21 protein-coding genes are annotated in these 24,873 nt (G+C 65.0%); 11 read left to right on the forward strand and 10 right to left on the reverse strand.

Going from position 1 to position 24,873, the window contains the following annotated elements; all coding sequences use genetic code 11:
- Positions 1-141 precede the first annotated feature (141 nt).
- Entirely contained in the window at positions 142-597 is a 456-nt protein-coding gene (fabZ, locus tag ABFE16_18265; protein MEN6347249.1) for a 3-hydroxyacyl-ACP dehydratase FabZ, read from the reverse strand.
- A 208-nt stretch (positions 598-805) separates the two neighbouring features.
- Positions 806-1,531, reverse strand: coding sequence for a class I SAM-dependent methyltransferase (locus tag ABFE16_18270; GenBank protein MEN6347250.1), 726 nt, complete (start codon positions 1,529-1,531; stop codon positions 806-808).
- A 163-nt stretch (positions 1,532-1,694) separates the two neighbouring features.
- Between ABFE16_18270 and ABFE16_18275 the strand changes: the two genes are divergently transcribed.
- Both ABFE16_18275 and ABFE16_18280 read left to right on the forward strand, forming a co-directional pair.
- Entirely contained in the window at positions 1,695-4,592 is a 2,898-nt protein-coding gene (locus ABFE16_18275) for a hypothetical protein (GenBank protein ID MEN6347251.1), read from the forward strand.
- 37 nt (positions 4,593-4,629) lie between these two features.
- Positions 4,630-5,031 (forward strand): VOC family protein, encoded by a 402-nt coding sequence (locus tag ABFE16_18280; GenBank protein ID MEN6347252.1) that lies wholly within the window; start codon positions 4,630-4,632, stop codon positions 5,029-5,031.
- Positions 5,032-5,078: 47 nt separating this feature from the next.
- Here ABFE16_18280 and ABFE16_18285 read toward each other — a convergent pair whose 3' ends face one another.
- Together ABFE16_18285 and ABFE16_18290 are read right to left on the reverse strand one after the other, a co-directional pair.
- A complete protein-coding gene (locus ABFE16_18285) occupies positions 5,079-6,695 on the reverse strand; it encodes a uroporphyrinogen decarboxylase family protein (protein ID MEN6347253.1) in 1,617 nt (538 codons plus the stop codon).
- A gap of 12 nt (positions 6,696-6,707) precedes the next feature.
- Complete coding sequence (locus ABFE16_18290; protein MEN6347254.1) at positions 6,708-7,472, reverse strand: SAM-dependent methyltransferase; 765 nt, start codon at positions 7,470-7,472, stop codon at positions 6,708-6,710.
- A gap of 258 nt (positions 7,473-7,730) precedes the next feature.
- Here ABFE16_18290 and ABFE16_18295 point away from each other — a divergent pair, with 258 nt between their 5' ends.
- Together ABFE16_18295 and ABFE16_18300 are read left to right on the forward strand one after the other, a co-directional pair.
- Positions 7,731-8,756, forward strand: a complete 1,026-nt coding sequence (locus ABFE16_18295; protein MEN6347255.1) for a hypothetical protein — start codon at positions 7,731-7,733, stop codon at positions 8,754-8,756.
- A gap of 161 nt (positions 8,757-8,917) precedes the next feature.
- Positions 8,918-10,126 carry a Gfo/Idh/MocA family oxidoreductase gene (locus tag ABFE16_18300; protein MEN6347256.1) on the forward strand — a complete coding sequence of 403 codons (1,209 nt, stop codon included), beginning with the start codon at positions 8,918-8,920 and terminating at the stop codon, positions 10,124-10,126.
- An 85-nt stretch (positions 10,127-10,211) separates the two neighbouring features.
- Here ABFE16_18300 and ABFE16_18305 read toward each other — a convergent pair whose 3' ends face one another.
- The 5 genes from ABFE16_18305 to ABFE16_18325 form a co-directional block, all read right to left on the reverse strand.
- On the reverse strand, positions 10,212-10,748 hold the full coding sequence (locus tag ABFE16_18305) for a hypothetical protein (GenBank protein ID MEN6347257.1): 537 nt from the start codon (positions 10,746-10,748) through the stop codon (positions 10,212-10,214).
- A gap of 12 nt (positions 10,749-10,760) precedes the next feature.
- On the reverse strand, positions 10,761-11,468 hold the full coding sequence (locus ABFE16_18310; GenBank protein MEN6347258.1) for an RING finger protein: 708 nt from the start codon (positions 11,466-11,468) through the stop codon (positions 10,761-10,763).
- Between the two features lie 17 nt (positions 11,469-11,485).
- Positions 11,486-11,959 (reverse strand): RING finger protein, encoded by a 474-nt coding sequence (locus tag ABFE16_18315; protein ID MEN6347259.1) that lies wholly within the window; start codon positions 11,957-11,959, stop codon positions 11,486-11,488.
- A 91-nt stretch (positions 11,960-12,050) separates the two neighbouring features.
- Positions 12,051-14,612 (reverse strand): alpha-L-arabinofuranosidase C-terminal domain-containing protein, encoded by a 2,562-nt coding sequence (locus ABFE16_18320; GenBank protein MEN6347260.1) that lies wholly within the window; start codon positions 14,610-14,612, stop codon positions 12,051-12,053.
- A gap of 23 nt (positions 14,613-14,635) precedes the next feature.
- A complete protein-coding gene (locus ABFE16_18325) occupies positions 14,636-15,151 on the reverse strand; it encodes an RING finger protein (protein MEN6347261.1) in 516 nt (171 codons plus the stop codon).
- Positions 15,152-15,238: 87 nt separating this feature from the next.
- Between ABFE16_18325 and ABFE16_18330 the strand changes: the two genes are divergently transcribed.
- From ABFE16_18330 to ABFE16_18350, 5 genes are all read left to right on the forward strand, one after another.
- Positions 15,239-16,273, forward strand: a complete 1,035-nt coding sequence (locus ABFE16_18330) for an alpha/beta hydrolase family protein (protein ID MEN6347262.1) — start codon at positions 15,239-15,241, stop codon at positions 16,271-16,273.
- A 124-nt stretch (positions 16,274-16,397) separates the two neighbouring features.
- Positions 16,398-16,826 carry a hypothetical protein gene (locus ABFE16_18335; GenBank protein MEN6347263.1) on the forward strand — a complete coding sequence of 143 codons (429 nt, stop codon included), beginning with the start codon at positions 16,398-16,400 and terminating at the stop codon, positions 16,824-16,826.
- 34 nt (positions 16,827-16,860) lie between these two features.
- On the forward strand, positions 16,861-17,028 hold the full coding sequence (locus ABFE16_18340) for a hypothetical protein (GenBank protein ID MEN6347264.1): 168 nt from the start codon (positions 16,861-16,863) through the stop codon (positions 17,026-17,028).
- A 147-nt stretch (positions 17,029-17,175) separates the two neighbouring features.
- Positions 17,176-18,027, forward strand: a complete 852-nt coding sequence (locus tag ABFE16_18345; GenBank protein ID MEN6347265.1) for a phosphotransferase — start codon at positions 17,176-17,178, stop codon at positions 18,025-18,027.
- 282 nt (positions 18,028-18,309) lie between these two features.
- Positions 18,310-19,947, forward strand: a complete 1,638-nt coding sequence (locus ABFE16_18350; GenBank protein ID MEN6347266.1) for a PAS domain-containing sensor histidine kinase — start codon at positions 18,310-18,312, stop codon at positions 19,945-19,947.
- 136 nt (positions 19,948-20,083) lie between these two features.
- Here the strand turns inward: ABFE16_18350 and pta are convergent, their stop codons facing one another.
- Entirely contained in the window at positions 20,084-21,088 is a 1,005-nt protein-coding gene (pta, locus tag ABFE16_18355; GenBank protein ID MEN6347267.1) for a phosphate acetyltransferase, read from the reverse strand.
- Positions 21,089-21,353: 265 nt separating this feature from the next.
- On the opposite strand from pta, the gene gspG reads away from it, so the two are divergent.
- Together gspG and ABFE16_18365 are read left to right on the forward strand one after the other, a co-directional pair.
- Positions 21,354-21,821: a type II secretion system major pseudopilin GspG gene (gene gspG / locus ABFE16_18360; GenBank protein MEN6347268.1), complete on the forward strand. Its 468-nt coding sequence runs from the start codon at positions 21,354-21,356 to the stop codon at positions 21,819-21,821.
- A 26-nt stretch (positions 21,822-21,847) separates the two neighbouring features.
- Positions 21,848-24,868 carry a beta-galactosidase gene (locus ABFE16_18365; protein MEN6347269.1) on the forward strand — a complete coding sequence of 1,007 codons (3,021 nt, stop codon included), beginning with the start codon at positions 21,848-21,850 and terminating at the stop codon, positions 24,866-24,868.
- The last annotated feature ends 5 nt before the right edge of the window (positions 24,869-24,873 follow it).

Genomic DNA, 24,873 nt, shown 5'->3' on the forward strand with positions numbered 1-24,873 from the left:
CGCCTGTTCGGATGGTTCTTAGACAGACAGGAGGGCTTTGGTGGCGCACTCCTTCAAGAAGACCTTCCGGCCGAGGGAGACAGGTCACAGCGCAGACGGGAATCTGGACTGGCGTTCCTGCCTCTGGCCCGCTGAGGTCTTCTACTCTTCGTCCCGGTCATTATCAATCAGTGCGAAAGTGAATTCACCTTCGGCCGCGATCTCACCGTCTACTCGCGCAACGGTCTTCGCGCGTCCGATGTTGCCGCGACGGCGGACAAGCCAGGCCTCCATGACCAACTGATCGCCGGGCCGCACCTGCTTGCGCCACCGAACGTTGTCGACGCCGCCGAAGAACGGCGTCTTGCCCTTGTCGTCGGCCACGCACAGCAGCATGATCCCGCCGACCTGGGCCATGGCCTCGAGAATCAGTACGCCGGGCATGACCGGGTTGTCCGGCCAGTGACCCGTGAACTGAGGTTCATTCATCGTGACGTTCTTGATCGCTTTGATGCTCTTGCCGGGGTCAAGCTCCAAGACCTTGTCGACCAACAGGAACGGGTACCTGTGGGGCAGGGTCTTGAGGATCTGAATGATATCCATGGCTGGTTTGTCCATCGAAACGCGTCCTCCCTGGGCCTGGCATGAGGGCGGCCCGTGCTGTTCCCACCGCACACACGAAACGAGCGGCAGAGGGCTCTGCGAGGCTGCCGGCCCAATGCCGCCCGGTATCTTGCCACGTGCTCCCCGACTTGGCTGGCCATTATAGTTCACTTCTTAGCCGCCCGCAACCCGCACCCCTCGAAGGCAGGAGAGCCCCTGCCCGTCACTTGCGGAATTCCAGCCACCAGCCCACTTCCGGCTCCTTGACCAGCCGGTAGCTCTTGATCCCCGCCTTCTTGGCGAGCTCGGGCAGTGCCTCCCCCGGTCCCTTCCAGCCCTCCGGCTTGGACTTGGCGAAGCTCTCCAGCCGCCACTTCACCAGCTTCTCCCTCTCAGCCGGGGGCAGCAGTCGACCGAAGCCGCCGTGGCCCACATAGCCGACGCCACCTGGTTTGAGGATCCGGTAACACTCCCGCAACCCCTGCACCTGGTCGGACCAGAAGGGGAGGGAGCCCCGGCTGAATACCAAGTCGGCGAAGTTGCTCCGCAGGGGCATGTGCAGCGCATCACCCTCGATGGGGATGACGCGACCCGTGAGACCTGCCTCGTCGGCCAGGACCCCGCACAGTCGCATGGCCGGTACGTCGATGTCCAGGCAGTAGACCTTCATCTGCGTCTGCCGGGCCAGAGCCAGGCTGAAGGCCCCACAGCTTCCGCCCACGTCCACTGCCACACCGTACTTGAGCCCGTAGTCCTGCACCATCTGCCGCGCCAGGGGCTCATACATCGGCGCGAACCGGCCTGTCATCGTCTTGTAGTAGGAAACCTGCTGCTTGAGCTGTGCCACGTAGTCGCCCTTCGCCTCTTCACTCCAGACGGGCAAGGCCACGGCGATCAGCAGCAGCGCAGGGACCATCCTGCTCCACGAAAACCCAGCGTGAGTGCGCATCCTCGACAACGCCTCCTGTTGACGGTGTTCCTGTGAGCCTGTTCGCGACCGCCACAGCGACTTCCTCCGCCCCTGTCGCGGTCATCCCTGGCCGACACGTGAAGGTCCCTGCCGGGTGCCTTGCGAACCTGTGTGCACCAATCCAGGGCCGAGGTGATCTGAGATGCTGTCGACGCTGCTCAGCCTTCTGATGGCCGTCTCCCTTGCCCTAGCCTCCCCGCAGGCCACTGTCTCTTCCGGCAGGCTGACTTTGCGCAATGACCTTGTCGAGCGCGTGCTGGTGCAGCGTGACGGAGTCTGGCGAACGCAGTCGCTGTCCCGAGCAGACGGCAGCGATGTCGTGCAGACCACCAGCGACGAGGTGCTGATCCGGCTGATGGACGGCACGGAGCTGACTCTCGCCGACTACACCTTCGTCGACGAGCCCGAGATCGCGGTCAACTCCTCGCACGCCGAAGTCAGCCTGCGCTACCGGCCTCGGGGTGTGCTACCGGCCGGTGCACCGCAGGAGCTGATCCTCCGCTACTGGGTCGACAACACCCCGTACCTGCGCAAGACCGTCGCCTGCGTGATGCCGCCTGACGGCGCCGTGGATGAGCTGCAGGTCGAACGCTTCCGGACCGAGACTCCGGGCGATCGTGGCGGACGAGGCGAGCCGGTCTTCCTGGGCTCCGCCTGGTTCGTGGGGCTGGAGTACCCGGGAAGTCAGACGGCTGTGACCGACGGCCTCGTCACCCTGGCGCATTTCCCTGGGCTGGCTCATCGCGATGCCGCCGGGCGCTGGCTGGTGGTGAGCAAGACGGCCATCGCCGGTGTCGGACAGCCCGGCGATCCACTGGAGTTGGCCTTCAGCGACTACCTCAACTCCCTGCGCAGGCCGCCGCGCAACTTCCTGCACTACAATAGCTGGTACGACTGGCGCGGTGACCAACTGAGCGTGGCCAACCTCGTGGCCACCTATGATGCCTACCGCGCGAACCTGCTGGAGCCCTACGGGCTGAAGATGGATGCCTTCGTCCCCGACGACGGCTGGCAGGACTACGCCTCCATCTGGGCACCGCGCAAGAACCTCTACCCCGAGGGCTTCCGCCCGCTGAAGGAAGCCCTGGAGGCACGGGGCACTCGCTTCGGAATCTGGATGCCCCTGAATGGCACGAACCTCAACACCGACTGGGGCGCGCAGAACGGTTTCGAGAAGTCCGATCGCGGACGCTTCTACTGCCTGGTCGGTCAGAAGTACAACGCCGCCTTCCGCGAGGCCACGCGCAAGATCATCCAGCAGGGCAACTGCGCCTACTACAAGCACGACTTCAACACCTTGCGCTGCACCGCCGCCGGTCATGGACACCTCCCGGACGACCGCCACGGGCACGAGGCGAATCTCGACGCCGAGTTGGACCTGCTGGCCTACGAGCGACAGCTTCAGCCGGACATCTTCCTGAACGTAACCTCCAGTGTCTGGATGTCGCCCTGGTGGCTGGTGCACGCCGACAGCATCTGGATGGGCTCCTCGGATACCGGCTACGACAAGAGCTGGCCGATGCTCTCGCCGCGTGAGTGGGAGATGAGCTACCGCGATGCCCACTTGTACAACCTATATCATGTGCAGCGCCGGCTCGTCCCCGTCTCCGCAATGATGACCCACGGGATCACCCACGGACGCTACAACCGACTGGGTGGACCGCAGGAGACCCTGCGCGAGTGGTCCGATCACATCGTCATGTACTACGGTCGCGGCGTCCAACTCAAGGAGCTCTACATCACTCCCGAGATGGTGCCGCAGGATTGGTGGCAGCCGCTCGGCGAGACGACCCGCTGGGCCGTCGACCGCAGCCCGGTCCTCGAGAAGGCGCTCATGGTCGGCGGCGATCCGAAGAAGGGCGAAGTCTATGGCTATGTCCATTGGCTCGGCGATCGGGGCATCCTGTGTCTGCGAAATCCGGGGCTGCAGGATCAGGGCGTCGAGATTCCCTTCGACAAGAGTGTCGCTTACCGAGGTGCCTCGGGTCGGTCCTTCCGGGGTCGCGTGGTGTATCCCTATATCGAGGACCTGCCCACCACCTTCACTTCCGGCAAGCCGATCACGCTGTCCGTGAGCGGGGCGAGCGTGATGCTGGTCGAGTTGGAGCCCGGCCTTGCCCCGGCGATTCAGCCGGCCTGCGTCCCGGCCCTGGAGGGTGCTGTCGGTCAGATCAGCACCGACACCAACGGCAAGGCCGCCGTGACGGTGCAGTTCACGGTGCCTGACGAGGATATGCAGCGCTGCGACCTGTACCTGATCGCCCGTGGAGCCGGCTCCGCCTTCGCCTTCGACCGCATCACCCTCGACCAGACGCCCGTGAAGCCTCGTCGAGCTGGAGGCACAGACTGGGCGCTCTACAGCCTCGACCTGAGTGGCTCCCGGGGGAAGGCAATCGAGGTCGTCGCCACGCTGCCGGGTCGCGGCACTCAGCCCTTCTCGGAGCCCGAGGTTACCCTCAGCGCCTGGTTTGTAGCTGACCGCCCTGTCTCTGGCGGCGATCTGAAGACCGCAGCTCCCGCCAACTCGAAGCCGCTGCCCTTCGCTGTCTCCCAGGGCTTCCGTCGCCAGACGCTCCAGATCGTCCCGGACACGAGGCTCTCGCGTTCGCAGCCTCAGGGCTCTCTCACTGCCGCCGACCTGGCCACACTCAAAGCGGGCAAGCTACGTCTGCGAGTCTTCGGCGCCAACTCCGAGCCGGAGTACCGCGACAAGTTCATCTACCTCAATGGCGAGAAGCTCCTGCCGGTACCGCCCAACAAGGGCGAGCTGGATGCCTGGCAGGAAGTGGTTCTTGATCTCAAGCCCGACCAGCTTCGTCTGCTGAAACTGGAGAACACGCTGCGGCTGGACAACGCCGGCGGTGACTGCTACAAGTTCGGCGCCGTGGCGCTGGCCGTACAGCTAGCCAACGGCACCTGGGTCCAGAGCAGCACGGAGGGCCGCGTCTACTGCAGTGTCGAGGGCTGGGCGTACAGCGAGGGCCAGAGCTTCCGCAACGGGACCTCCGGTGACCTGAAGCTCAACTTCGCGGCGCGCTGAGACCGACCTTCACAAACCCACAAAGGAGAACCTATCAATGGTGACCGCACTCGCCCACCTCTGCTTCACCGTCAAAGACCTGGATGCATCGCTCGACTTCTACGCGAACAAGCTGGGCTTCACCCACGCCTTCGACTTCATCAACGATCAGGGCGTCCGCCATGGCTGCTATCTGCATATCGGCGGCCGTAGCTTCATCGAGCTCTTCCAGGGCAACTACGAGGAGTCGAAGGGCGGCTCCTACCGGCATTTCTGCCTGGAGGTAGACGACATCGAGGCGACTGCTGCGGACCTGAAAGCGAAGGGTGTCGAGGTCGGGGAGATCAAGCTCGGCAAGGACAACAGCTACCAGTGCTGGCTCACCGATCCCGACGGGAACCGGATCGAGCTGCACTGCTACACGCCCAACAGCCAGCAGAACGGTCCCTGGCTGGCGTAGACAGGCGCTTCGTGTCTTCGATAGTGTCGGCGGGCTTGCCGCCGACACTATCGCTGGTAGACGCCTACTTCTTTGCCGACCTCGAGCATGGCGAGGAAGTTGCGCACTGGAACGTAGTTAGCCACGCTGTTCCCGGAGCCAAGCGCATAGCCGCCACCGGGAGCACACTGCTCCAGGACGCGCCGGGTGTACTGGCGCACTTCCTCTTCCGTGGCACGGGCCAGCACACCGACGTCAATCCCGCCCAGCGCTGAGATGCGGCTGCCGTACTGGGCCTTGAAGTCGGCGACCGGCTGGATCACGTCCTCGAAGGAGTGCCTGCCGTCGATGCCGATGTCGATCAGGTCCTCCATCACCTGCGAGAGGTTGCCGCAGGAGTGGATCATCACCAGCTTGCCGTGCCCATGGGCGTAACTCACCAGCTTGCGGTACCAGGGGAAGACGTACTCGCGCAGGTGCGCCGGTGAGATCATCGTCTGCGTCTTGAACCCCAGGTCGTCATTGAGCCACAGTGCGCCGACGTGGTCCATGTCCGCGAGGACCTTGTAGACCGCAAGCTCGCCCTCGCCGATCTTGTCCACCACGGCTCGCACCAGGTCCGGCTGCTCGACCAGCGCATAGCACAACGGCTCATAGCCCATCAGCGCGGTCAGGTTCTCCAGCACGCCGCCGGGCAAGGTCACGGTCACCTTCATCCCGTCGGGGATCTGCGGCCGCAGCTTCTCGACGTCCTCGAAGCTCGCGTCCTCGATTCGCGGCCAGGGGTACTTCTCGAAGTCCTCCCAGCTCTCGATCGGCCCGTGGTGCTCGTCCTTCCACCCTCGCTTGCCGCGTGACTGCGTCGTCTCCGTGTCATCGGCGATCAGCGACTGCCGACCGGGGAAGGCGAAGCTGTGGTTGCCGCGCACGAAGTCATACCCGAGCCTCTGCATGAACTCCACGCGGAACCGACGGTTCTGGTGCGGGTCTGCGGGAGTTGGTCGCCCCATCACCGCTTCGAGGATCGGCTGGTCATGGAACAGCTCGAAGAAGGGTACCCGGTCGGGCTCACCGTCTCGGCGCAGCACGGTCAGGACGCGGTCGAAGTTCGGCTCCCACAAAGACGCGGACATGTAGGGCCTCCTGGAAAGGGTCGGCGGAGTTGCGGTCTGAGAAGCTGACGAGAGGGGCGTTCCCCAGATCGCAAAGTTCGCGCCCTCCATGGGCAGGATTTCCGTGTGCACCTCGTGACTACCTGCTGCGAGGTCGGCGAGGTAGTCGCACCATTCCTGATAGCTTCGGTGCTGACCGTCCTCGGGCATCACACAGCAGGGCACGACGATGAAGGGTCGCTGAGCTCTCGCAGCTTGCTTGATGACGGCCTCGGTGACCTCGTCCGGGTGCAGACCGACGAGCAGGTCTGCGTTGTCCGTGTCGGCCAGCGGGCGCTGCTGGTAGCTCATCCGCGAGAAGAACCCTGCTCGCTTGGCGAGCTTGCGGTAGTGGCGTTTCACCGCCTTGCGGCGCGGATCGACCACCGTCACCTCATACCCTCGGCGGGCAAGGTGGTAGGCCAAAAGCCCCATGCTGCCACCGATGTCCAGCACCCGCCGGGTGGAGGGCAGAGGAAAATGGTCGACGATGAAATCCGCCAGTACAACGAAGCGTTCGCGTGGGTGACTCATAGTAGCTGCGTCTCAGCGGTAGGGGTTTCGCCAGGGACCGGCCTCGGCGTCTTGCTCACAGTCGCGGGCGGCCAGCACGAAGTCATTCAGCTCGACATTGCGAATCACGATCGCCCGGGGCCGGAAGACATGCCGGTAGATCGCCGCCAGTCGCAGCGCCATCGAAGGCCAGGCTGAGCCGCCTACGTCGATGAACACCAGGTCGGCCTGAGGCGCGACCTGCGCCACTTCACCGGTCTCGAAGGCGTCGCACTGCAGCCAGAGGATGCTGTCGAAGTCGGCGCAGCGTTCGCGACCGCGCTCGAGACTCTGGGTGGTCTTCTCAACGGCGATCACTCGCGCAACGCGTCGCGCCAGGTGGATCGTGGTATGCCCTTCCGCCGCCCCGAGTTCAATCACGGTGTCGGTCGGCCGGGCGAGCTTTCTCGCATAGTCGCGGTAGGTGCCCACTCGTGCGCACAGGTGCAACTCCAGACCTGTCTGTGGCGGCGCCTCATCGCGAATCCGACGCAGAGCTTCGGCCCGCAGATCCCGGGCACGTTCGCACTCGGCATCAGCCTCCAGCGCCAACTCGGCGGCCTGGAGAGCCTCTTGCGGGTGCCCGCTCAGGAGTTCGCGCTCTGCCTGGAGCAGTCTCGCCGGTACCGGCTCCTGCGCTTCCTCGGCGATTCGCTCCGCCTCCGCGAATCTCGCCGCAGCGCCCTCAAGGTCGCCGGAACGGGCCAGGCGCCGGGCCTGGTGTCGCAGTGCCTCGATTCGTGAAGTCGTGTCCATCATGTCCTTCAGTTCAGCCCCGCATCCTTCAGTTGGCCGAGTCGGCCGGCCATACTCGCGGCAGTCTCCTCCACACCTCGGAGGGATAAGCGTACCTCTCTTCGCCCCAAGTGTCCACCAGGGGCTCGGGTTGGTGCTTGCCCAGTTCCTGGTGAAGGGACGAAACCTGCCCGGCGGCCGGGAACTGAATTCGTCCTTCTTGGTTACATAGGCAAGGGGTGTATGCTAAGCTTGGTACTGTTCCCGAGGGAGGGGTCCCGAATGTCTTCTGTCCGCATGGTTCACGCTCGTTCGCCGCTGCGCATCGACTTTGTGGGCATGACCGACTACGTGCCCGCCTGTGATCTGTTCGGCGGCAGCATCGTCAACGCGACGATCAACAAGTACATCTACGCGACCGCCATGGAGCGATGCGACGGGCTCATCATCTTCCATGCTCCCGATCAGGGCGACAAACGCCTGGTGGTGGAGAGCAAGGAAGCGCTCGATCCGGACGGCGAACTGGGCCTGGCCCAGGAGATCGTCCGCCGCTTCGACCTCAAGACCGGGGTAGAGCTCACGACCTACTCCGAGATGCCGGCGGGGGCGGGCCTCGGGTCCTCCTCGACGATCGCCACCTGCATCATTGCGGCGCTGGACGCCCTGACCGGGTTCAAGCTCACCTCCTACGAGATGGCCGAGCTTGCCCGCGAGTGCGAGACCGTTGCGCTGCGCACCACCTACGGCTGGCAGGATCAGTACTCGCCCGTCACTGGTGGCGGCGTGAAGTATATGAAGTACTGGCCGCGCGAAGTGGGCTGGCACATTGAGGTCGATCTGCTGCCCCTTCATGCCCCGACGATCGCGGCGCTTGAGAAGGACATCATCGTCTGCTACTCCGGCATCTCCCGGCCGGCCAAGAACATCCTCGATGCCGTGGCCGTGGGTGTCGAGGCCCGAAACGAGGGCGTCATTGACGCGCTCAAGCAGATGAGCGTGTGTGCGGACGACATCAAGCTGCAGCTCCTGCGCGGCAACCTCGACGGGCTTGGCGAGATGCTCACCGAGGTCTGGCACCTGCACCGCAGGCTGCACCCGGACGTCACCAACGACCGCATCGAGGAGCTCTTCGAGGTGGCTCGCAAGGCTGGCGCTACTGGTGGCCGTGTCTGTGGAGCCGGTGGCGGTGGTGCGATGATGTTCCACTGTGGGCCGAATCGCGACTATGCCGTAAGGCATGCTCTCGCCGAGGCCGGTGCCCGCGTTTTCGACTGGTCGGTAGATCGCAACGGGGCCCTGATCTGGTAGCTCACAGTGCAGCAGACACATCCCGGCCTGCTGCTAGCTTTCGGGGCGTCTCCCCTTTGCGAGACGCCCCTCTTTGGTTCGGTGAGAGGTGCTGGCGCGCTTCTCGCCGAACCATCCCCCCACTCTGGCGCGATTTCCCCTTTCTCTTCGGAGGTCTTCCCATGAAGCCCGTCCGCCTGGCGCTCTGTGGCCTTGGTGGCATCGGTGGCCACCATCGCAAGCTGATCCTGCAGAACGAACGCTACGAGCTCGTCGCCGCTGCCGAGCGATTCCAGGAGGCACAGGCCGGTGCCGTCCAGGAGCTCAAGGACCGTGGCCTGCGCGTCTACTGGCACCTGTGGGACCTGCTCGACGACCTGCAGGACGAGGTCGAGGCAGTAGTCCTCGCTGTGCCGCACCACTTCCATTCCGAGTACACCCTCGGCTGCCTGGAGCGCGGTCTCCATGTCTTCGTGGAGAAGCCCGTGACCGTGCTGATCCAGGATGCCTACCGCGAGCTCGAGCTGGCCCAAGAGAAGCAGCGTCTTGTGGCTGTGGACTTCCAGTACACCGGCTTCCCACACTCTCAGGCACTGAAGAAGTTCATCATGGAGGGCGGCCTGGGTGAGCTGCAGACGGTTGTGGCCGTGATGGCCTGGAAGCGCACCGACGAGTACTACCAGCGGGCACACTGGGCGGGGAAGCGCTACGTCGAGGGCAAGGCCTGCTTCGACGGCGTGCTCATGAACCAGGCTGTCCACACGATGAACAGCGCCCTGCAGATGGGGACTCGACTCGACGACCATGCCACCGTGCAGCAGGTGCAGGCCGAGACCTACACGGTTCATGACGGCATCGAAATGGAGGACCTCGCCTGCCTGCGCGCACAGTTGGACGAGGCCACGCTGTATCTGTACGCGACCACCTGCAACTTCGACCAGCCCGAGCGGACCACGCTGGAGATCACCGGCAGCAAGGGGACCGCGAGCTGGGACACGAAGAGCGCGACCGTCAGGCTGAACAGCGGCGAGGAGATTGTCTTCGACCAGAAGGCCGAGGGCGAGCAGATGCACAACAACTTCATCGACTGCATCCGCGGGACCGCGCCTCGGTTGTACGCTCCGCTGGATCGGGGAATGAAGGCGACACTGGCCATCAACGGGGTCTACACCAGCTCCGGCAAGATCCACAAGATCGGCTGGGACAAGATGGCGCAGATCCGCGAGCTGATCGACCAGGCCGCTGCCGAGAAGAAGCTCTTCAGCGAACTCGGTGCAGACTGGGCCTGCCCGGGCACCCCTGTGGACATGACCGGCTATCGCGAGTTCGTCGACCCGCAAGCCATAGCAGCCGCAGGAGACGCTGCGGCTGTGCCACCCTCCGGAATCTGATCGGCGCGCTCAGCCACAAGAGGACTGACCGGCCGACCCGACGGCCCTCCCCCAGCGGAGGGCCGTCCTTTCTATGCCAGACCTGTTAGGGCTGCGGAGCCGGTCCGGCGGTGGGTCCGATTGTGGTGTCGGGACGCTCGGTCCAGGAGGGGTCGATCGACGGCTGGGTATGCGGGCAGTCCTCACCCACGCACCGCGCCCCGACCTCCCGCCAGCACCGGTCATGATACTTGCGCTTGCAGGCCAGACACTCCACTGTCGTCCAGGCGACGATAAGCGGCCTGCTGCAAGCGGTGCAGCGGCTGCTCACGTCCTGGTACAGCCAGCTCGGGGTCAGCACCACGTGCGCGCCCAGGGCAGCGTGCTCGTGAGCTTCCTTGTCGGCCCGATGCGAGCTCAGCCAGGTCAGCGCCCGTAGCCCCAGGCCAACCTCGATCAGGGCGTAGAGCTGGAAGATCAGGATGGCCCACTGGCCGTAGTCCACGACCTCCGGCGTGATGATCTCCGAGTGCGAAAGCCCGGGGAGCACAAGTGCCCCCACAATCCACGACAGGAAGATAGAGACCGCCCACCATGCGCAATGCTTCACCTTGCCTGGCCAATCCTGTGGCACCTGCTGCATACCTACACCTCCTCACAGTCCGTGCGGTCCCCACAGGCACCCATATACTGCGCAGCCCCCGTTCTCCCTCCAGCAGTCGGGGTGTTGGGGAATGCCGCACGATGGGCAGATCACGTGTTCTGCGTTTGCCGGTATTATAGACTGACAGTAGGGGCAGCGAAGTTCATGGGAGACTCGTCGCAGGGGAGGTACGGGGTCAAGACCGGCGATTGATCGGCGCGCGTCGATGACGGCGATCCCGGAGAAGACAACGAGCGGTGTGTCAGGGTCACCATTGGGGCACTTCTCGCCCACGCAGAGCTGACCACGTCGGGCCCAACAGGAGCGGTGGTAGCAGCGCCGACACTCCAGACACTGGACCTCGATCCAGGCATCCGGAATCGGCATCCCGCAGATCGCACACTTCTCCCCGCCGACCACGGCATCGGGAATCAGCCAGCCTCCCGGCTCGTTGGCCATCCAGGACCGTGCACGAGCCTCAGCCTGGCGATTGGTCCACGCCACCAACTCCCGCAGGACCAGCATGATCCGCACCAGGGCGTACACCTGGACCAGGAGCAGGCCGCCATAGCCCAGCAGCACGGCCCTGCGCCCCAGGTCCGGATCACCCTCGACCTGGCTCACCAGCTCCATTGCCACCCACTGTGACCCGGCGATCAGCAGCAGCCAGCCGACGCACTGCCCCACCGCCGAGGGCCAGGGGAAGAACGCCTCGCGCACGTCCGCTCACCTGTCTCTCACTCGCTGCCCCCATGACCACTGGTACATCCATACGTCGTGCAGCCCCCATTCTCCTGCCAGCATTCCCGGTGATGAGGGATGTCACAGAAGCTGCAGACCACACGTTCCGCGTCCGGCGCGATCTCAGTCTGACAGAAGGGGCAGACTTCGGGGTGCTTAGAGGACCCTTCCTCCAAGGTGACGCCCGGTGTTGCGGTCCCCGAAGCCTCCAGGTCCACTTCGATGGGCTTCTCGCACTTCCTCGCCTGGTAGACTGCGCCGAAGATCACGCCAAGAGCCGCCGCGGCCGCAATCAGCCCTACGGCAAGCATGAAAGGATCGTGTGAGCCGAGGTCCTTCCTGAACTGCTCGGCAGCCGCCAGGATGCAGACTAGACCGAGGAGCTGGAGGGGCAGGCATCCGCAGGCCTGCCCCCAGCTCACTCGTTGCTCCCACGAGGTGGGTCCTTTGTCCTCGTCGTGCTGACTCATGGCAGTCTCCAGACTGCCCTAAGTACCTGACACATGCTGTCAGGTGCTTAGCTCAGGTTAGCGTGCCGCGAACACTCGCGGCACGCAGGCCCTACTCCGCCCGTGCCTGGAACTCCAGCACGGTCGCTGAATGGGCCGGGAAGGTGTAGGCCATGGCGTCGCGCAGGCTAAGGCTGCGGCTCTGCAGACGGACCCGGTCCGGCGCTTCCGGCGTGTTGGCGGCCTCCGGGGTCTGGCCGTTGAGCGTGATGACCTTGACCGAGTCCGTGGACGCAAATCCGGACAGGTTCAGCGTGGCGCGAACGTCGTCTCCCGGCAGCCGGTTCAGTACAGCTATATAGAGCGTCTTGCGGTCGGCGGAGAGGCTTGCCACAGCGTCCAGGGCCGTCAGATTGGCAGAGCCCGCGAAGCTGTAGGTCGGAGCTTCGACCGCCACGGGAACGCCAAGGGTGCCGGAGTGATTGGTGTACAGGTCAAAGGCCTGGTGAGTCGGCGTGCGAACCGTGGCCGTCGGCGTCACCTGCGTCGCGCCGAGCACATTGATCAGGAGCGCCAGGTTTGCCATGGGAACCTTCGGCCCCAGGCGGTTGAGAGCGTTGAACACGCCGCAGGCGTACAGGCCGTCTCGGAGCGAGTAGGGAGCCCCGCCGTGGGTGATGTTCCACTCGTCAAAGGCGATGGGCAGGTCCTTGCCCGAAGCGTCCCGGGCGATCTGGAAGGTGTCGGCCAGCATCCGCTCAATGGACACCGGGGTTGCGAGGGCCAGGGAGTAGGCCAGGACCGTGTCGGTGGCTGCCGGTATGTCGGCATAGTGATGGACGGAGAGCCAGTCATAGGTCTGCGCGGCGATCCGGCAGGCCTCGCGGTTCCAGCCGTTGTAGGCTTCGGTCTGAACGCCGTCGCCGATGAGCTTGATGGACGGGTCGACGCCACGCATGGCTCGGGCGAACTCCACGGACTTGATGCCGTAGTTCGTCGCGGTCAGGTGCCCGTGCTGCCAGTCGCCCCACATCTCGTTTCCGACGCCCCAGATGGTGATCCCGTAGGGCTGCGGGTGACCGTTGGCGGCTCGAACCTTGCCCCAGCCGGACTGCGCGGAGCCGTTGCAGTACTCGACCCAGGCGGCCGCCTCCGTGGCCTGCCCCTCGCCGCAGTTGACGCAGATGTAGGGCTCGGTGTCCACGAGTTGGCACAGGCGCAGGAACTCGTCTGTGCCCATGTCGTTCCACTCCCACTGGTTCCAGGCACGGTTCCAGCGTGGTGGTCGTCGGTCACGCTCGCCGAGGCCGTCGCGCCAGTCATACTGCGAGACGAAGTTGCCGCCTGGCCAGCGCAGGACAGGTGGCTTGATCTCGCGGATCGCCTGGAGGACATCGGCCCGGAAGCCATCGACATTGTCCGCCGGCATCAGCGACACCGCACCCAGCCAGAGCTTGCCTGCGCCTTCGCCGGTGATCGCAAAGCTCGCCTCAGTCTCCCCCGGCAGCGGCGCAAGGGTTACCTCCGAGACCGTCCACTTGGGCTCGATAGTGATCGACTGCAGGGGAGAGAGCGGCTTGCCGTCGCTCAAGAAGCCAAGGCTGACGGGCTTGGTCAGACCCTCCTGGCGGGCAACGAGTCTGACCTTGTACGCGACGCCGCCGCGCAGCTTCAGCTTGGGCTGGAGGATGCCGAACTTGCTGTCCGCCGCGGTCGCTGTGATGCGCTGCGACTGGCTCGGGCAGTAGTACTCGACGTTGTCGCGGGAGTAGCTGACGCCCGGTGAGGCCGCGAAGGGCTGCCAGCCCTCGACGACACCTTCGGCGCCGACCTTGCCGGTGAACTTACGGTTGGTGAGGACCTCGGCCCACAGGCCGCCGTCGATGCAGCGTCCCAGGTGCTCGATGAAGTGACCATGGCGCATGGGGTCAAGCGGCCAGGTCGGCTTCGAGCAGTCAACCCGCACAGTGGCCGTCGGAGTGGGCGACTGAACCGCGGGCCTGCTCTCGACCTTGAGGTAGTCCAGGTCGGCAACCACGGCCGGGCCGTCGCCAAAGGTCTTGCCCATGAAGCCGACGTACCGCGCCGGCCAAGCCGACTCCCAGGAGCCGAGAGATACCCAGGGAGCCTGGTCGCTGCGTCGCAGGCTCATGGCGTAGCTGCGGCCCGTCTTGGTGATGCGCAGGAATACGTCACGGGCGTCGCCCTTGTCCACAAGGAATCTGGGCTGCCCGGTGGGCTCGCACCAGATCTCCGGCTTGTCCTTCGGGTTGCCCAGGGCCGGCGCGTAGAAGGGTCCCCAGGCCAGGACGAAGCGACGCGAGAAGCCAACGATCAGCCCGAGGTGGAAGTTGCTGTCCGGCCCGTGCGAGACGACGCGAAGGTGCGTCTCGACGGTGAAGTCCCCCTGCGGGGCTGCGGTGAGAAGCAGCGGCGCTTTGTCGGCCTCCCGGGCGTTCCAGTGATTGAAGCCGTCCTTGGACTGTGGCAGCGTGATGCGCAGACTGCCGGGTGAGTCCTTCAGGGAGTACGTCGGACCGGCCTTCGGGACAAACCACTCCCAGCGCGGGTTCAACGTGGGCCCGTCGAAACCGTCGTCGAAGTCAGCCTGGCACCATGCCGGACTGGTTAGGAGAGTCATGAGTAGCACCATCCGGGTGATCGTCGCTTTCATATGGGGCCTCCTGAGTCGGACTGCTATCGCTGAGGCGCCTGGCGGCAGCCGTAGGTCGTGCAGCCACCGTTCTCGCGCCAGCAATCAGTATGATGGGGTATCCCGCAGGCAGGGCAGACGAAACGCGGCTCTCCCTCGCGCAGCGGTGACTGACAGTATGGGCAGACTGGCTGACCGTTGTTCGCGGTGTGCCCCTCGTCGGGCGTGCCGCTCGCGGTCATGACGCTGCGGTCGATAGCCTCGACCTGCGGGTGCTCGCGACGCCATCGTTTCCTGCGTCGACGGTCCTCAAGCCAGTCGCCAAGAGGAAGGTAGGCGAGGAAGAGCAGGCCGCTGAGGCACACGACCCCCAGGGAGGCAATCACAACGGTGCTCCAGTTGACCTGCGCCATCCACTCGAAGAAACTCCGCAGCGCAGCCGCTACGGTGTTCAGGACGACGAGGACCAGCCACAGCGTGAGCAGGCAGCCGCATCCCGGATTCTGGTTCTGTGTCTCCCCCCGACGGGGAGAGATGAACCTACGCCTTCGTCCCCGCATGTAAGCTCAGTTCCCCGGCGCGCTCGACAATCCTGCGAGGAGTGCAGCCGACCGCCGCCGAATAGGGTGCCTCAGGAGGCGATCAAGATGGCCAAGCGTAACTTCTCGATGGTGGAGTACTTCAACCGAATTGCGAAAGACTGGGAGCCGCTTCTGACCTTCAAGGGCACAACGGAAGCCGACTTCGAGGAATGGCAGGCGAAGGCCAGTGAGAAGTTCTTCGAGTTGCTGGGCGACTTCCCGCAGCCGGTGCCGCTCGAGCCGGAGGTGATCTTCAGCATCGAGGACAACGGGCTGATCCGCGAACGCGTCGTGTTCGACTCGGAGGAGTTCATGTCGGTGCCCTGCACCGTCCTCCGCCCAGTGGATATGCCGGCGGACAAGAGCGGTGCGGCCATCGTCTGCAGCCACGGGCATGGTCCCTATGGCAAGGACCCGGTCGCCGGGAACGCCACCACCCCGGACAAGGCCGCCAGTATCGCCCAGCACAAGTACAACTATGGTGAGCTGATGGCCAGGGCCGGCTACGTGACGCTCAGTCCAGACCTGCGGGTGTTTGGTGAGCGCGGCGATGGCGGCAATCCCTACCCCGGTCGCGACAAGTGCAACGTCCATTTCATCCGCGGAGCGGTCCTGGGCCTCTACACCCTCACCCTCAACATCTGGGACATCAAGTGCTGCGTCGACTACCTGGAGACGCGGCCCGAGGTGAACCCGGAGCGCATCGGGATGATGGGACTGTCGCAGGGCGGGACGATGACCACCTTCGCGACGGCGGCCGAACCGCGTCTGCAGTGCGCCGACATCATCGGATACCTGAACCCCTGGGAGCGCTTCGGGATCAACCGTGCGAACTTCTGCGGCTCGCAGATCGTGCCGGAGATCTTCCGGTACTTCGACACCCACGACATCGCCGGTCTGATCGCACCGCGTCCGCTGTTGGTCGAGATGGGCGTGCATGACACCTGCTTCTACATAGAAGACCAACTGGTTAGCTACGAGCGCCTGCGCAAGATCTACGAAGCCGCCGGTGTGGGAGAGGACCTCTGGGCCGACATGCACCCCGGCGAGCATGGCTTCGCCGCCAACAAGGCCTACGAGTTCTTTGGGAAGTACCTGTGAGGCCCCTTTGAGTCGAGCCTTGCAGATGGTGTGCCGGATGCATCTGAGCGGGAGGGACAGTACAGAGCCGTTCATACGCCGTCAACTGTAATCAGGACGTGGTTACGCCGAAGGAGGAAGAGCGATGGTCAGGGAAGCCACCTTGCCTCGCGCGTGGTTGGTGCCCTTCCTGGTTTTTGTTGTCGTCAGCCTCGGCGAGAGCGTCGTCTGCTCGGTCAATGCGAAGGCCATGGATTACCTCCGGTCGCCGGTCAGGCTGGTCTACGGGCTATTGGTCCTTGCTGCACTCGTCTGGCTGGTGGCCATCTCGGCCCAGGACGCTACTCCCAAGAGAGCCTTCTGGTACGGTCTTGCCACAGGCACTATGGGTGTGGCGGCGATGTTGGTCGTCGATGTGCCCTATGCCAACAGTATCTACCACGCTGCTCACGCTACTCCTGTCTGGGGATTCTCTGCACTCGCACGGCTGTCTTTGGGGGCCGTGGCCGCGGGGCTGGTGTTGGGGGGCCTGGTGGCCGCCGCCGTGCGACTGGTGCAGGGGAGGCAGGGATAGACCTGCACTGCGTCCACTGCTGGTCGAGATGGGCGTGCACAGCACCTGCTTCTACATAGAGGACCAATTGGTCAGCTACGAGCGCCTGCGCAAGATCTACGAAGCCGCCGGTGTAGGTGAGGACCTCTGGGCCGACATAGACCCCGGCGAGCACGGCTCCGCCGCCAACAAGGCCTACGAGTTCTTCGGGAAGTATCTGTAGACGCGGAACACAAGGCCCGAAGGGCAACCAGGATAGCCCTTCCGCGGGCCCGGGGCACAGACCCGGACCCCATCCCTGGGCGGTGCCTGGCCGTGCTGTGGCGCCTACGGGGTGACAGGGCGAAGCCTGCCAGGAGGCGGAGCGAAGATGGCGATTCCCGCCCTCGACGATCTGCGATTGCCCGCTCATTTCGAGCTTCGTTCGGCCAAGCGAGACAACACAGGAGAGACAAACGAGGTCTTCTCCTGCCGTGTCCGCTGGCAAGGCCGTGAGATCAGTTGCCATCTGAAGGTTGCGCGCCAGGAGGGCGACTGCCTTGGCAACGAGGCGGCCGTCCTGAGGCAGCTAGAGACCTCCCCGATTCCCGTTCCCGCAGTCATCTGGTATCACGAGGGCCCGCCGGCTCTGCTGATCGTCGAAACCATACCTGGTCACATCATCTGGGATTACATTGACCCGCGCCGGCCGCACTGCGATACGCATCACCTGGCAGGCTACCTCCGTTCCTACGGCCAGTGTCTGGCTCAGATACACGAGCTGCCCCTCGCCTGGCCCGACCAGAAGCGGAGACGCCTGGAGAGCCTCGCTGATGAGCAGGACGTGAGTGACCCAGCCTCTGACGAACTGGTGGCGTGGCTCGGCCAGAATGCACCCCGGCGGCGCGAGGAGGTCTTCGTGCACGGCGACTTCAACACCGCCAGCGTCCTCTTCAGAGGTGGCAGGCTGACCGGCGTGATCGACTGGGAGTTCGCGGGACGCGGCTGGCGTGAGTATGATCTGGCGTGGACCCTTCGGGCCCGCACGACCTTTCTCAATACACCAGCGGAGCACGAGGCAATAATCGAGGGCTACTGCGGCGCCTCGCACTACGACCCCGTCGCCCTGCGGTGGTGTGAAGTACTCAACTACCTGCACTTTGCGCACTGGTGCCGCGAGAGTGAGCCAGACTACACAGCCTTCGCCCTAGCCAGGGCCGGGGCCACGGCCGCCTCGGGATGACGGGAGCCACTGCAGCGCATCTACCGGGCGGCTGGGGCTGAGGAACATGATCGCAGGGGTCGAGTGCATGGCACCGGCCCCTGGGTGATTCTTGGCGTCGTGGGAGGAGTGGTTCCAGAGCATAACTACAGGTTCAGTCTACAATACACCCATGAAAGGTGCGGCAAGCTTCGTTGTTTTGGATCTTGTATTCTGAATATGGATTCACTATGATAGACGCGCGCGGTGAGCCAGGACCTTGTCCGCACAGCGAGGCGCACTCTCGGGGAGGGGCGCAGCTCCATGGACGATCCACGCCGCAGCTTCGAGTTCCGCCTCCTGGATCAGGCAGACAAGATCCGCATCATCATCGTGGGCTTCTTCCTCGTGGTGCTGTACACCGCACCGCCAGAGCAGGGCATCCGCACCAGCCTTGCGGCAAGTGTGATGGCCTTCGCGGCCATCTATGCCCTCTTCGCCAGGTTTGTGGTGAACTGGCAGTCGATCCGCCGCGAGGGGCAAGTTCACCTGATGGCCGGCTTCCTGGTCATCGCCGATGTTCTGTTTATGAGTGTCTTCCTCTGGGCGATGGACGGCGCCTTCACCTCGATGTCCGTCCTCCTGCTCACTGATGTCGTATTCGCGGCGGCCTTCTTCAGCGGCATTGAACTGGTGGCCGTGGTCGGGATCGTCTGCAATGCCTATGTTGTGCTGGTGGCCTCGAGGCCGGGCCCGGACCTGATATGGTCCATGATGGCGGGCGTCGGGGCGATCGTGGTCGTGGCCTGGCTGGCCTACGCGCTGTCCGAGGTTGCTCGACGTGAGCAGGCTACCTCCGACCGGATCGTTAAGTACCTTACCGAGGGCGTCGTCCTGGTGAGCGACCAGGGCGTGATCTCGGTGGTGAACCCCCGCATCGAGCAGATGCTTGGTGTGCGCTCGCAGGATCTGGTCGGCGCCAGCGTGCATGACCCGGCCAACGCCGAACGGCTGGCCCCGATTGCGGAGCTGCTGGTCGACCTGCCCGGTCCGGGCCAGACCCATCGCGAGACCAAGGCGCGGGAGGTCCGCCTGGAACAGCCGCAGCCCCTGGTGATCCAGTGTGTGACGGTCCCGTGCATGACGGAGACAGGCAAGCTGGCTGCCTCCGTGGTGGTATGCAAGGATATCACCGACATGGTGCACACGGTTCGGGCACAGGAAGAGGGGCTGGCACTGCTGTCCCACGAGCTCCGGGGCCGCGTCCATGGGTTGCGCGCGAGTGCCGAGGTACTGTCGCGGATGGTCGACGTGCTCACACCCGAGATGCGCCATGAGATGATCGGGATCCTGGAGAGCGAGACCCGTCGGCTCACGCGCCTGATCGGTCGCCTCCTGGACGCCTCCTCGATTGAGGACGGGTCGGAGGAGTTCAGTCTTGACTTGGTGGCGGTGGGGCAGATCGCGCGGGACGTGTGCCGCTCGCTGGAGCGGACTGCGCAGGAGCAGGGGATCGTGCTGACCTGCGAAGTGGCGCCGGAGGTCCCGGTCGTACAGGGCGATACCACGCGGCTGGATCAGGTGCTGCAGAATCTCGCGGAGAACGCTCTGCGCTTCACTCCCGCCGGCGGACAGGTGACCGTGGCTGTTGCGCCTGCCGAGGAGGGAGTGCGGGTTTCGGTAGTGGACACAGGCTGCGGCATTCCCGCCGACCGTGTGGAGGTCATCTTCGAGAAGTTCGTGCATGAAGACGAAGGCAAGCGCGGAGAGGTCGGCGGTGGCCTGGGCCTGGGCCTGCACATCTGTCGCGAGATCGTGCGGCGGCATGGCGGCCAGATCGGCGTACACAGCGAAGTGGGCAAAGGCTCCGAGTTCTTCTTCACCCTTCCGGCCGCCGAGACGCACCGAGCCCTTGGGGCCGAACCAGCGGTGACGATTGCCGAGCCCGCGGGAGAGGACTAAGGCACAGCACTCCTCACGGCCATCACAGATACGGGCGCAGAAGCAGAAGAAGCAAAGAGAAGGCCCGGCCTCTCTCTCGCAACCGTACAGCGGGAGGAGGACCGGGCCTTGTGGGTTCTAGGGTCGGGAACCTCGGCTAGACGCCCTCACCGGCGCGAAGGGCGGCAATGGCGATGACATTCACGATCTCGTCGGAGCTGGCGCCGCGAGACAGGTCAAGGCCCGGCTTCGCAAGGCCCTGAACGAGCGGACCGTAGGCCTCGCCACCGGTCAGACGCTGGACGAGCTTGTAGGCGATGTTGCCCGCGTCGAGGTCGGGGAAGATCAGGGTGTTGGCCGTGCCCTTGAGGCGGTCGTTCGGAGCCTTTTGAGCGGCGACTTCGGGCACCAGCGCGGCGTCGGCCTGGAGTTCGCCCTCGATGAGCAGGTCCGGGCGCTTGGTCTGGGCGATCCGGGTGGCCTCGACGACCTTGTCGACGTCGGGGTGCGCGGCGCTGCCCTTGGTGGAGAAGGAGAGCATGGCGACGCGCGGCTCGGCCTCGAAGTAGAGCTTGCAGCTCTCGGCGCTGCTGATGGCGATGTCGGCCAGTTGCTCGGCGGTCGGCTGCGGGACGACGCCGGGATCGCCGAAGACGAACATGCCGTCGACGCCCATGTGGCGCTGCGGCGTGGTCATGATGAAGCAACTCGAAACGGTCTTGCAGCCGGGCTTGGTACCCACGATGCGCAGCAGAGGGCGCAGGACATCGGCGGTGGAGTGGATGCGACCGGCGACGCTGGCATCAGCCTTGCCAAGGCGCAGAAGCGCGGAGGCACAGAACAGCGGGTCGGCGACTCCCTCATAGGCCTCTTCCTCGGTCAGGCCCTTGGCCTTGCGAGCCTCGTAGTAGGCCTCGGCACACTCCTGCCGGACGGCGGTATCCTCCGGGTCGATGATCTCCACGGCGGAGAGGTCCAGGTCGAGAGCCTTGGAGCGCGTCTGGACGTACTTGGGCGAGCCGACGAGGACTATCTCAGCGAGCTTAGCGGCACTGGCGCGAGCCGCGGCCTGGAGAGTGCGATCGCACTCGACCTCAGGCAGGGCGACACGCTTGTGGAAGTTCGCGGCACGTTCGCGGATCGAGGTGATGACGTTTTGCACGACCTATCGTTCCTTTACCGGTGGATTCTCGGTGCGCACACAGGTCGTACATGGGAAGGCCTGGCGCACAACAACCGGGAGCCGCCCTCGGCAACTCCCGGTGTCGTTCTCAATATGCTGCATGTTAGCATGATTCGCGGGCTGCGCCAAGGCCGGGGTTGCACTGAGCCGGGGCTGGTGAGCTTGCGTGACCTTAGGGGCCCGCGTATAATCGCACACAGATTGCCGTCGAGATCGGATCCCCTGGCCACGGGAGCTATCAGGAATGTACGCTGAGGAAGTGGCCTACCCCAGCAGGGCGCGGGTACGCCGCCGGATCTGGCTCCTTGTCCTGTGCATCGCCCTGGTGTTCGCAATCACTTCGCGACTGGCGGCGCGAAACCGTCGTGAGTCGCGGGACCTGACGCACGGGCGGATGACGGAGATCGAGAAAGCCCTCGACCGTTACGCCATTGACAACGGCGGCATGATCCCGACCACTCAGCAGGGACTGCGCGCACTGGTGCAGTGCCCTGCAGAGGAACCGGTGCCGCGGAATTGGCGCGGTCCGTACCTTGGGCAGTCCACGAGCATCTTCGACGGCTGGGGCCGCAAGCTGCACTATGTGTCGCCCGGAGGCGGGCATCCGGCCCGCCCCTTTGACCTGTGGAGTCTGGGGCGCGACGACATCGAAGGCGGCAGTGGCGCGAACGCGGACATCAACTCCTGGCAGCCAGAAACCCTATCACCGTGATTACCTTGCGCACAGAACGCTTTGCCTTGCACTGCCTTTGCAGGATCGCCCTCGTAGCAGCGCTCACCCTCCTGGGAGTGGCGCTTACGGCCGCCCTGGGACTGACGGCGCCGGACCGCTCCCACCACTTTCCCGCCGACTGGACCTCGCTGGTGCTCAACGACTGTGAGCAGCAGCCGGGCTGGGAGTCTGCCGTGCCGCCATCGGAGGCGCGATCCTCCTTCGGGCTCCTGCGGGTGTCACGAACCACAGCGGCCAAGGCTGCCGGTGCTGCGAGCTGCCGCTGGGAGTTCCAGCCCCTGGGCGAAAACACCTGGGCTGAGCTGCGGATGGCCTGGAGTGGCATCGAGCAGTGCGATGCCCTTTCCCTCTGGCTCAAGAACCCTGCAGGATTGCCGGGGGCGCTGGTGGTACGAGTGGAGGATGCCGACGGGGCCGTATACAACTCGCCGGCCGCCACCCTGGGCGAGGAGCGCAACTGGTACGAGCTGGCCTTCTACCTGCGCGAGTTCCAGCCGGTGCCGGGCATGGCGGACCCGCGACCGGGCATCAGCTTCCCCCTCAAGAGTCTTTCACTGAGCGTTGGTCACCTGCAGACGCGGGCGGAGTACGATCTGTACCTTGATGAGCTCCGGGCCCACTCGGGACCCGCGGCCCAGTTGGACGCCATCGAGCTCATGGGTCCTCGCGAGGTTGAGGCTGGGTCACCAGTCAATCTGCGAGTTCGCCTGCGGGCGCAGTCACCGGTAGCGGAGAGCCTCGACCTGACGGTTGGTCTCGCGTTGCAGGGGACTGCTGCGACGAGAGTTCCGCTGCGCCTCGAGGTCCCTGCCGGCGGAGTCCAGACAGGGCATATCTTCCCGCCGTGCGAAGTGAGCTTGCCGACGGCTCCGCGCATGAGTGCGGGCGACTACGATGTGACGATCAGCGCCAACCGTGCGCAGGTCACCCTTCCGCCACCCGACCGGCTGCCGACGACTCGTCTCAAGATCACCAGTCCCGGCGTGGTCGAGTCGACAACCAGCACGATTGACCTGGTGAGCGGTGCCCCGCGGATCAAGATCGGCGACGCTCCGGTGGCTGTGGTGCAGGACATCAGCAGCGTGACACCGCTGCCCGCGCTGGCCCCGCTGAGTGTGCCCGGTCCTCGGATCCTGCGGTTCCGGGTAGCGATTGGCAAGGCACTTCCCGGCGCAGCCCCGGTGGCCTGGACCGCTCCCGGCGAGTATCGCTGGGAGGCGCTGGACTCGGCCGTCAGCGCCCTGGTCTCCGCAGCGCCGGCGGCCTATCTGCTTCCCGAGCTTGTCCTGCGCTCGCCCGAATGGTGGGACAAGCAGCATGCGCAGGAGCTGTTCCTTGCGGCAGCGCCTCGTCCCGGTCTGAGTGGCCCGGAGGCAGTCGAGCCTTCCTTCAGCTCGCCGAGCTGGCTGGCAGATGGTGCTGCGGCCTTGCAGGCGGTGGTGACCCACCTGGAGCAGGGCCCCTTCGCCGATCGCGTGGCTGCCTATCAGGTCTCGGCGGGACTGGAGAACCGCTGGCTGTCCTGGGACCTGGAGGGCGACGCCTACGGTGACTACTCCGAGCCTCAGCGGCAGGCCTTCCAACGCTGGCTGCGCGACCGCTATGGTGACCTTCAGGCGTTGCGTGGCGCGTGGGGTCAGCCGGTCCAGCCCTCGAAGGAGCCCAACAGCGCCCCGGCAGTTATGAGCTGGAGCCAGATCCGCGTTCCCGCGACGACCGACCGGTCTGCCAGCGAAGGCTGGGTACTGGATCCCTCGGTGCGGCGACCGCTGGTGGACTACCGGCTCTTCGCTTCGCAGGCGATTGCCGGCTGTCTGGATCATTTCGCGGGAGCTGTGAAGACCGCGGCGCAAGACCGCAAGGTGTGTGGCGCCGCCTACGGGCACTTCATGGAACTGGCGGGACGGGACCGTGGCCTTGAGGATGGCGGACACCTGGCACTCACGCCCGCCCTGGGCTTGAAGAAGGTTGACTTCTTCGTCGGACCTCCTGCGGACGGTCAGTCCGGCGCCTTGTTGATGCCGACGGCCTCGCTGAGAGAAGCGGCCAAGGCCTATGTGCCTGCGCTTGCCGGCGCGGGCACCGGGACGCTCGAGACCCTGGCTGCCGCAATGGAGCAGGGAGCCCCGGCGGTGTTTTCGGATACGCTGCCCGCGACGACGCTCCCGACCTGCACGGCCGACGCTCATAGCGCAGCGCAGATCGCCGTGATCGTGGATGACGAGAGCGCCGCCTACTTCGGCCAGGGCAACCCGGTGAAGAAGCCGCTGCTGTGCCTGCAGATGGAGCAGGTGCGGCGGCTCGGTGCGCCGGTGGATGTGTGGCTGCTGCAGGATGTCCTCGACCAGCGGCTGCCCCGCTACAAGATGTATCTGTTCCTGAACGCCTTCCAGCTTGGACCGCAGACGATCGACAAGATCACCCAGAGCTTCACCGGCAACCCGCTCGTGGTCTGGTTTGGGGCACCCGGTGCTCTGGGGATAACCATCAACGGGCGACAGGTACGGCAACTCACCGGGATTTCGGTGTCACCGGCGCAAGGTGTGGGGCCGCTGCAGGTGAAGGTGATGCCGGGGAAGTCGACGCTGACCGCGGGTCTGAAGGAACCGGTAACCTATGGGATCGCGAGGGCCGTGCGTCCCTTGCTGGAGCCCCTGGATACGGTGGCCCAGGTGCTGGGCACCACTCCTTCTGGTGGTCCCGGCCTGGTCTCACGACGGACGGACAACATGATTTCGGTGTTCTCGCTGGCACCGAACATGCCGCAGGAGCTCCTGCGCTCGCTGGCGGTGGCGGCAGGAGTGCATGTCTACGACGATCAGGGCGATCGGCTCTATGCGACGCGCTCGATGATCGGCCTGACGCCGGTGTCGACCGGGCAGCGCGTGATCAGGCTGCCGCAGCGGGCGGACGTCTATGAGCTGCCTGCGCAGACCAAGATCGCCTCCGACGTCGAGGAGTTCACCCTTGAGGTCGAGGCCGGTGTCACACGGCTGTTCACGCTGAGCGCAACGCAGGCGGACTAGGACAG

The sequence above is a fragment of the Armatimonadia bacterium genome (genome assembly GCA_039679385.1).
Lineage (GTDB): Bacteria > Armatimonadota > Zipacnadia > Zipacnadales > JABUFB01 > JAJFTQ01.

Coding starts and splice junctions, on each gene's coding strand:
- ABFE16_18280 (MEN6347252.1), top strand. CDS start 4,630: ATGGTGACCGCACTCGCCCACCTCTGCTTCACCGTCAAAGACCTGGAT.
- ABFE16_18275 (MEN6347251.1), top strand. CDS start 1,695: ATGCTGTCGACGCTGCTCAGCCTTCTGATGGCCGTCTCCCTTGCCCTA.
- ABFE16_18330 (MEN6347262.1), top strand. CDS start 15,239: ATGGCCAAGCGTAACTTCTCGATGGTGGAGTACTTCAACCGAATTGCG.
- ABFE16_18350 (MEN6347266.1), top strand. CDS start 18,310: ATGGACGATCCACGCCGCAGCTTCGAGTTCCGCCTCCTGGATCAGGCA.
- ABFE16_18285 (MEN6347253.1), bottom strand. CDS start 6,695: ATGAGTCACCCACGCGAACGCTTCGTTGTACTGGCGGATTTCATCGTC.
- ABFE16_18295 (MEN6347255.1), top strand. CDS start 7,731: ATGTCTTCTGTCCGCATGGTTCACGCTCGTTCGCCGCTGCGCATCGAC.
- ABFE16_18320 (MEN6347260.1), bottom strand. CDS start 14,612: ATGAAAGCGACGATCACCCGGATGGTGCTACTCATGACTCTCCTAACC.
- ABFE16_18345 (MEN6347265.1), top strand. CDS start 17,176: ATGGCGATTCCCGCCCTCGACGATCTGCGATTGCCCGCTCATTTCGAG.
- ABFE16_18335 (MEN6347263.1), top strand. CDS start 16,398: ATGGTCAGGGAAGCCACCTTGCCTCGCGCGTGGTTGGTGCCCTTCCTG.
- ABFE16_18305 (MEN6347257.1), bottom strand. CDS start 10,748: ATGCAGCAGGTGCCACAGGATTGGCCAGGCAAGGTGAAGCATTGCGCA.
- fabZ (MEN6347249.1), bottom strand. CDS start 597: ATGGACAAACCAGCCATGGATATCATTCAGATCCTCAAGACCCTGCCC.
- ABFE16_18290 (MEN6347254.1), bottom strand. CDS start 7,472: ATGATGGACACGACTTCACGAATCGAGGCACTGCGACACCAGGCCCGG.
- ABFE16_18300 (MEN6347256.1), top strand. CDS start 8,918: ATGAAGCCCGTCCGCCTGGCGCTCTGTGGCCTTGGTGGCATCGGTGGC.
- gspG (MEN6347268.1), top strand. CDS start 21,354: ATGTACGCTGAGGAAGTGGCCTACCCCAGCAGGGCGCGGGTACGCCGC.
- ABFE16_18325 (MEN6347261.1), bottom strand. CDS start 15,151: ATGCGGGGACGAAGGCGTAGGTTCATCTCTCCCCGTCGGGGGGAGACA.
- ABFE16_18315 (MEN6347259.1), bottom strand. CDS start 11,959: ATGAGTCAGCACGACGAGGACAAAGGACCCACCTCGTGGGAGCAACGA.
- ABFE16_18270 (MEN6347250.1), bottom strand. CDS start 1,531: ATGCGCACTCACGCTGGGTTTTCGTGGAGCAGGATGGTCCCTGCGCTG.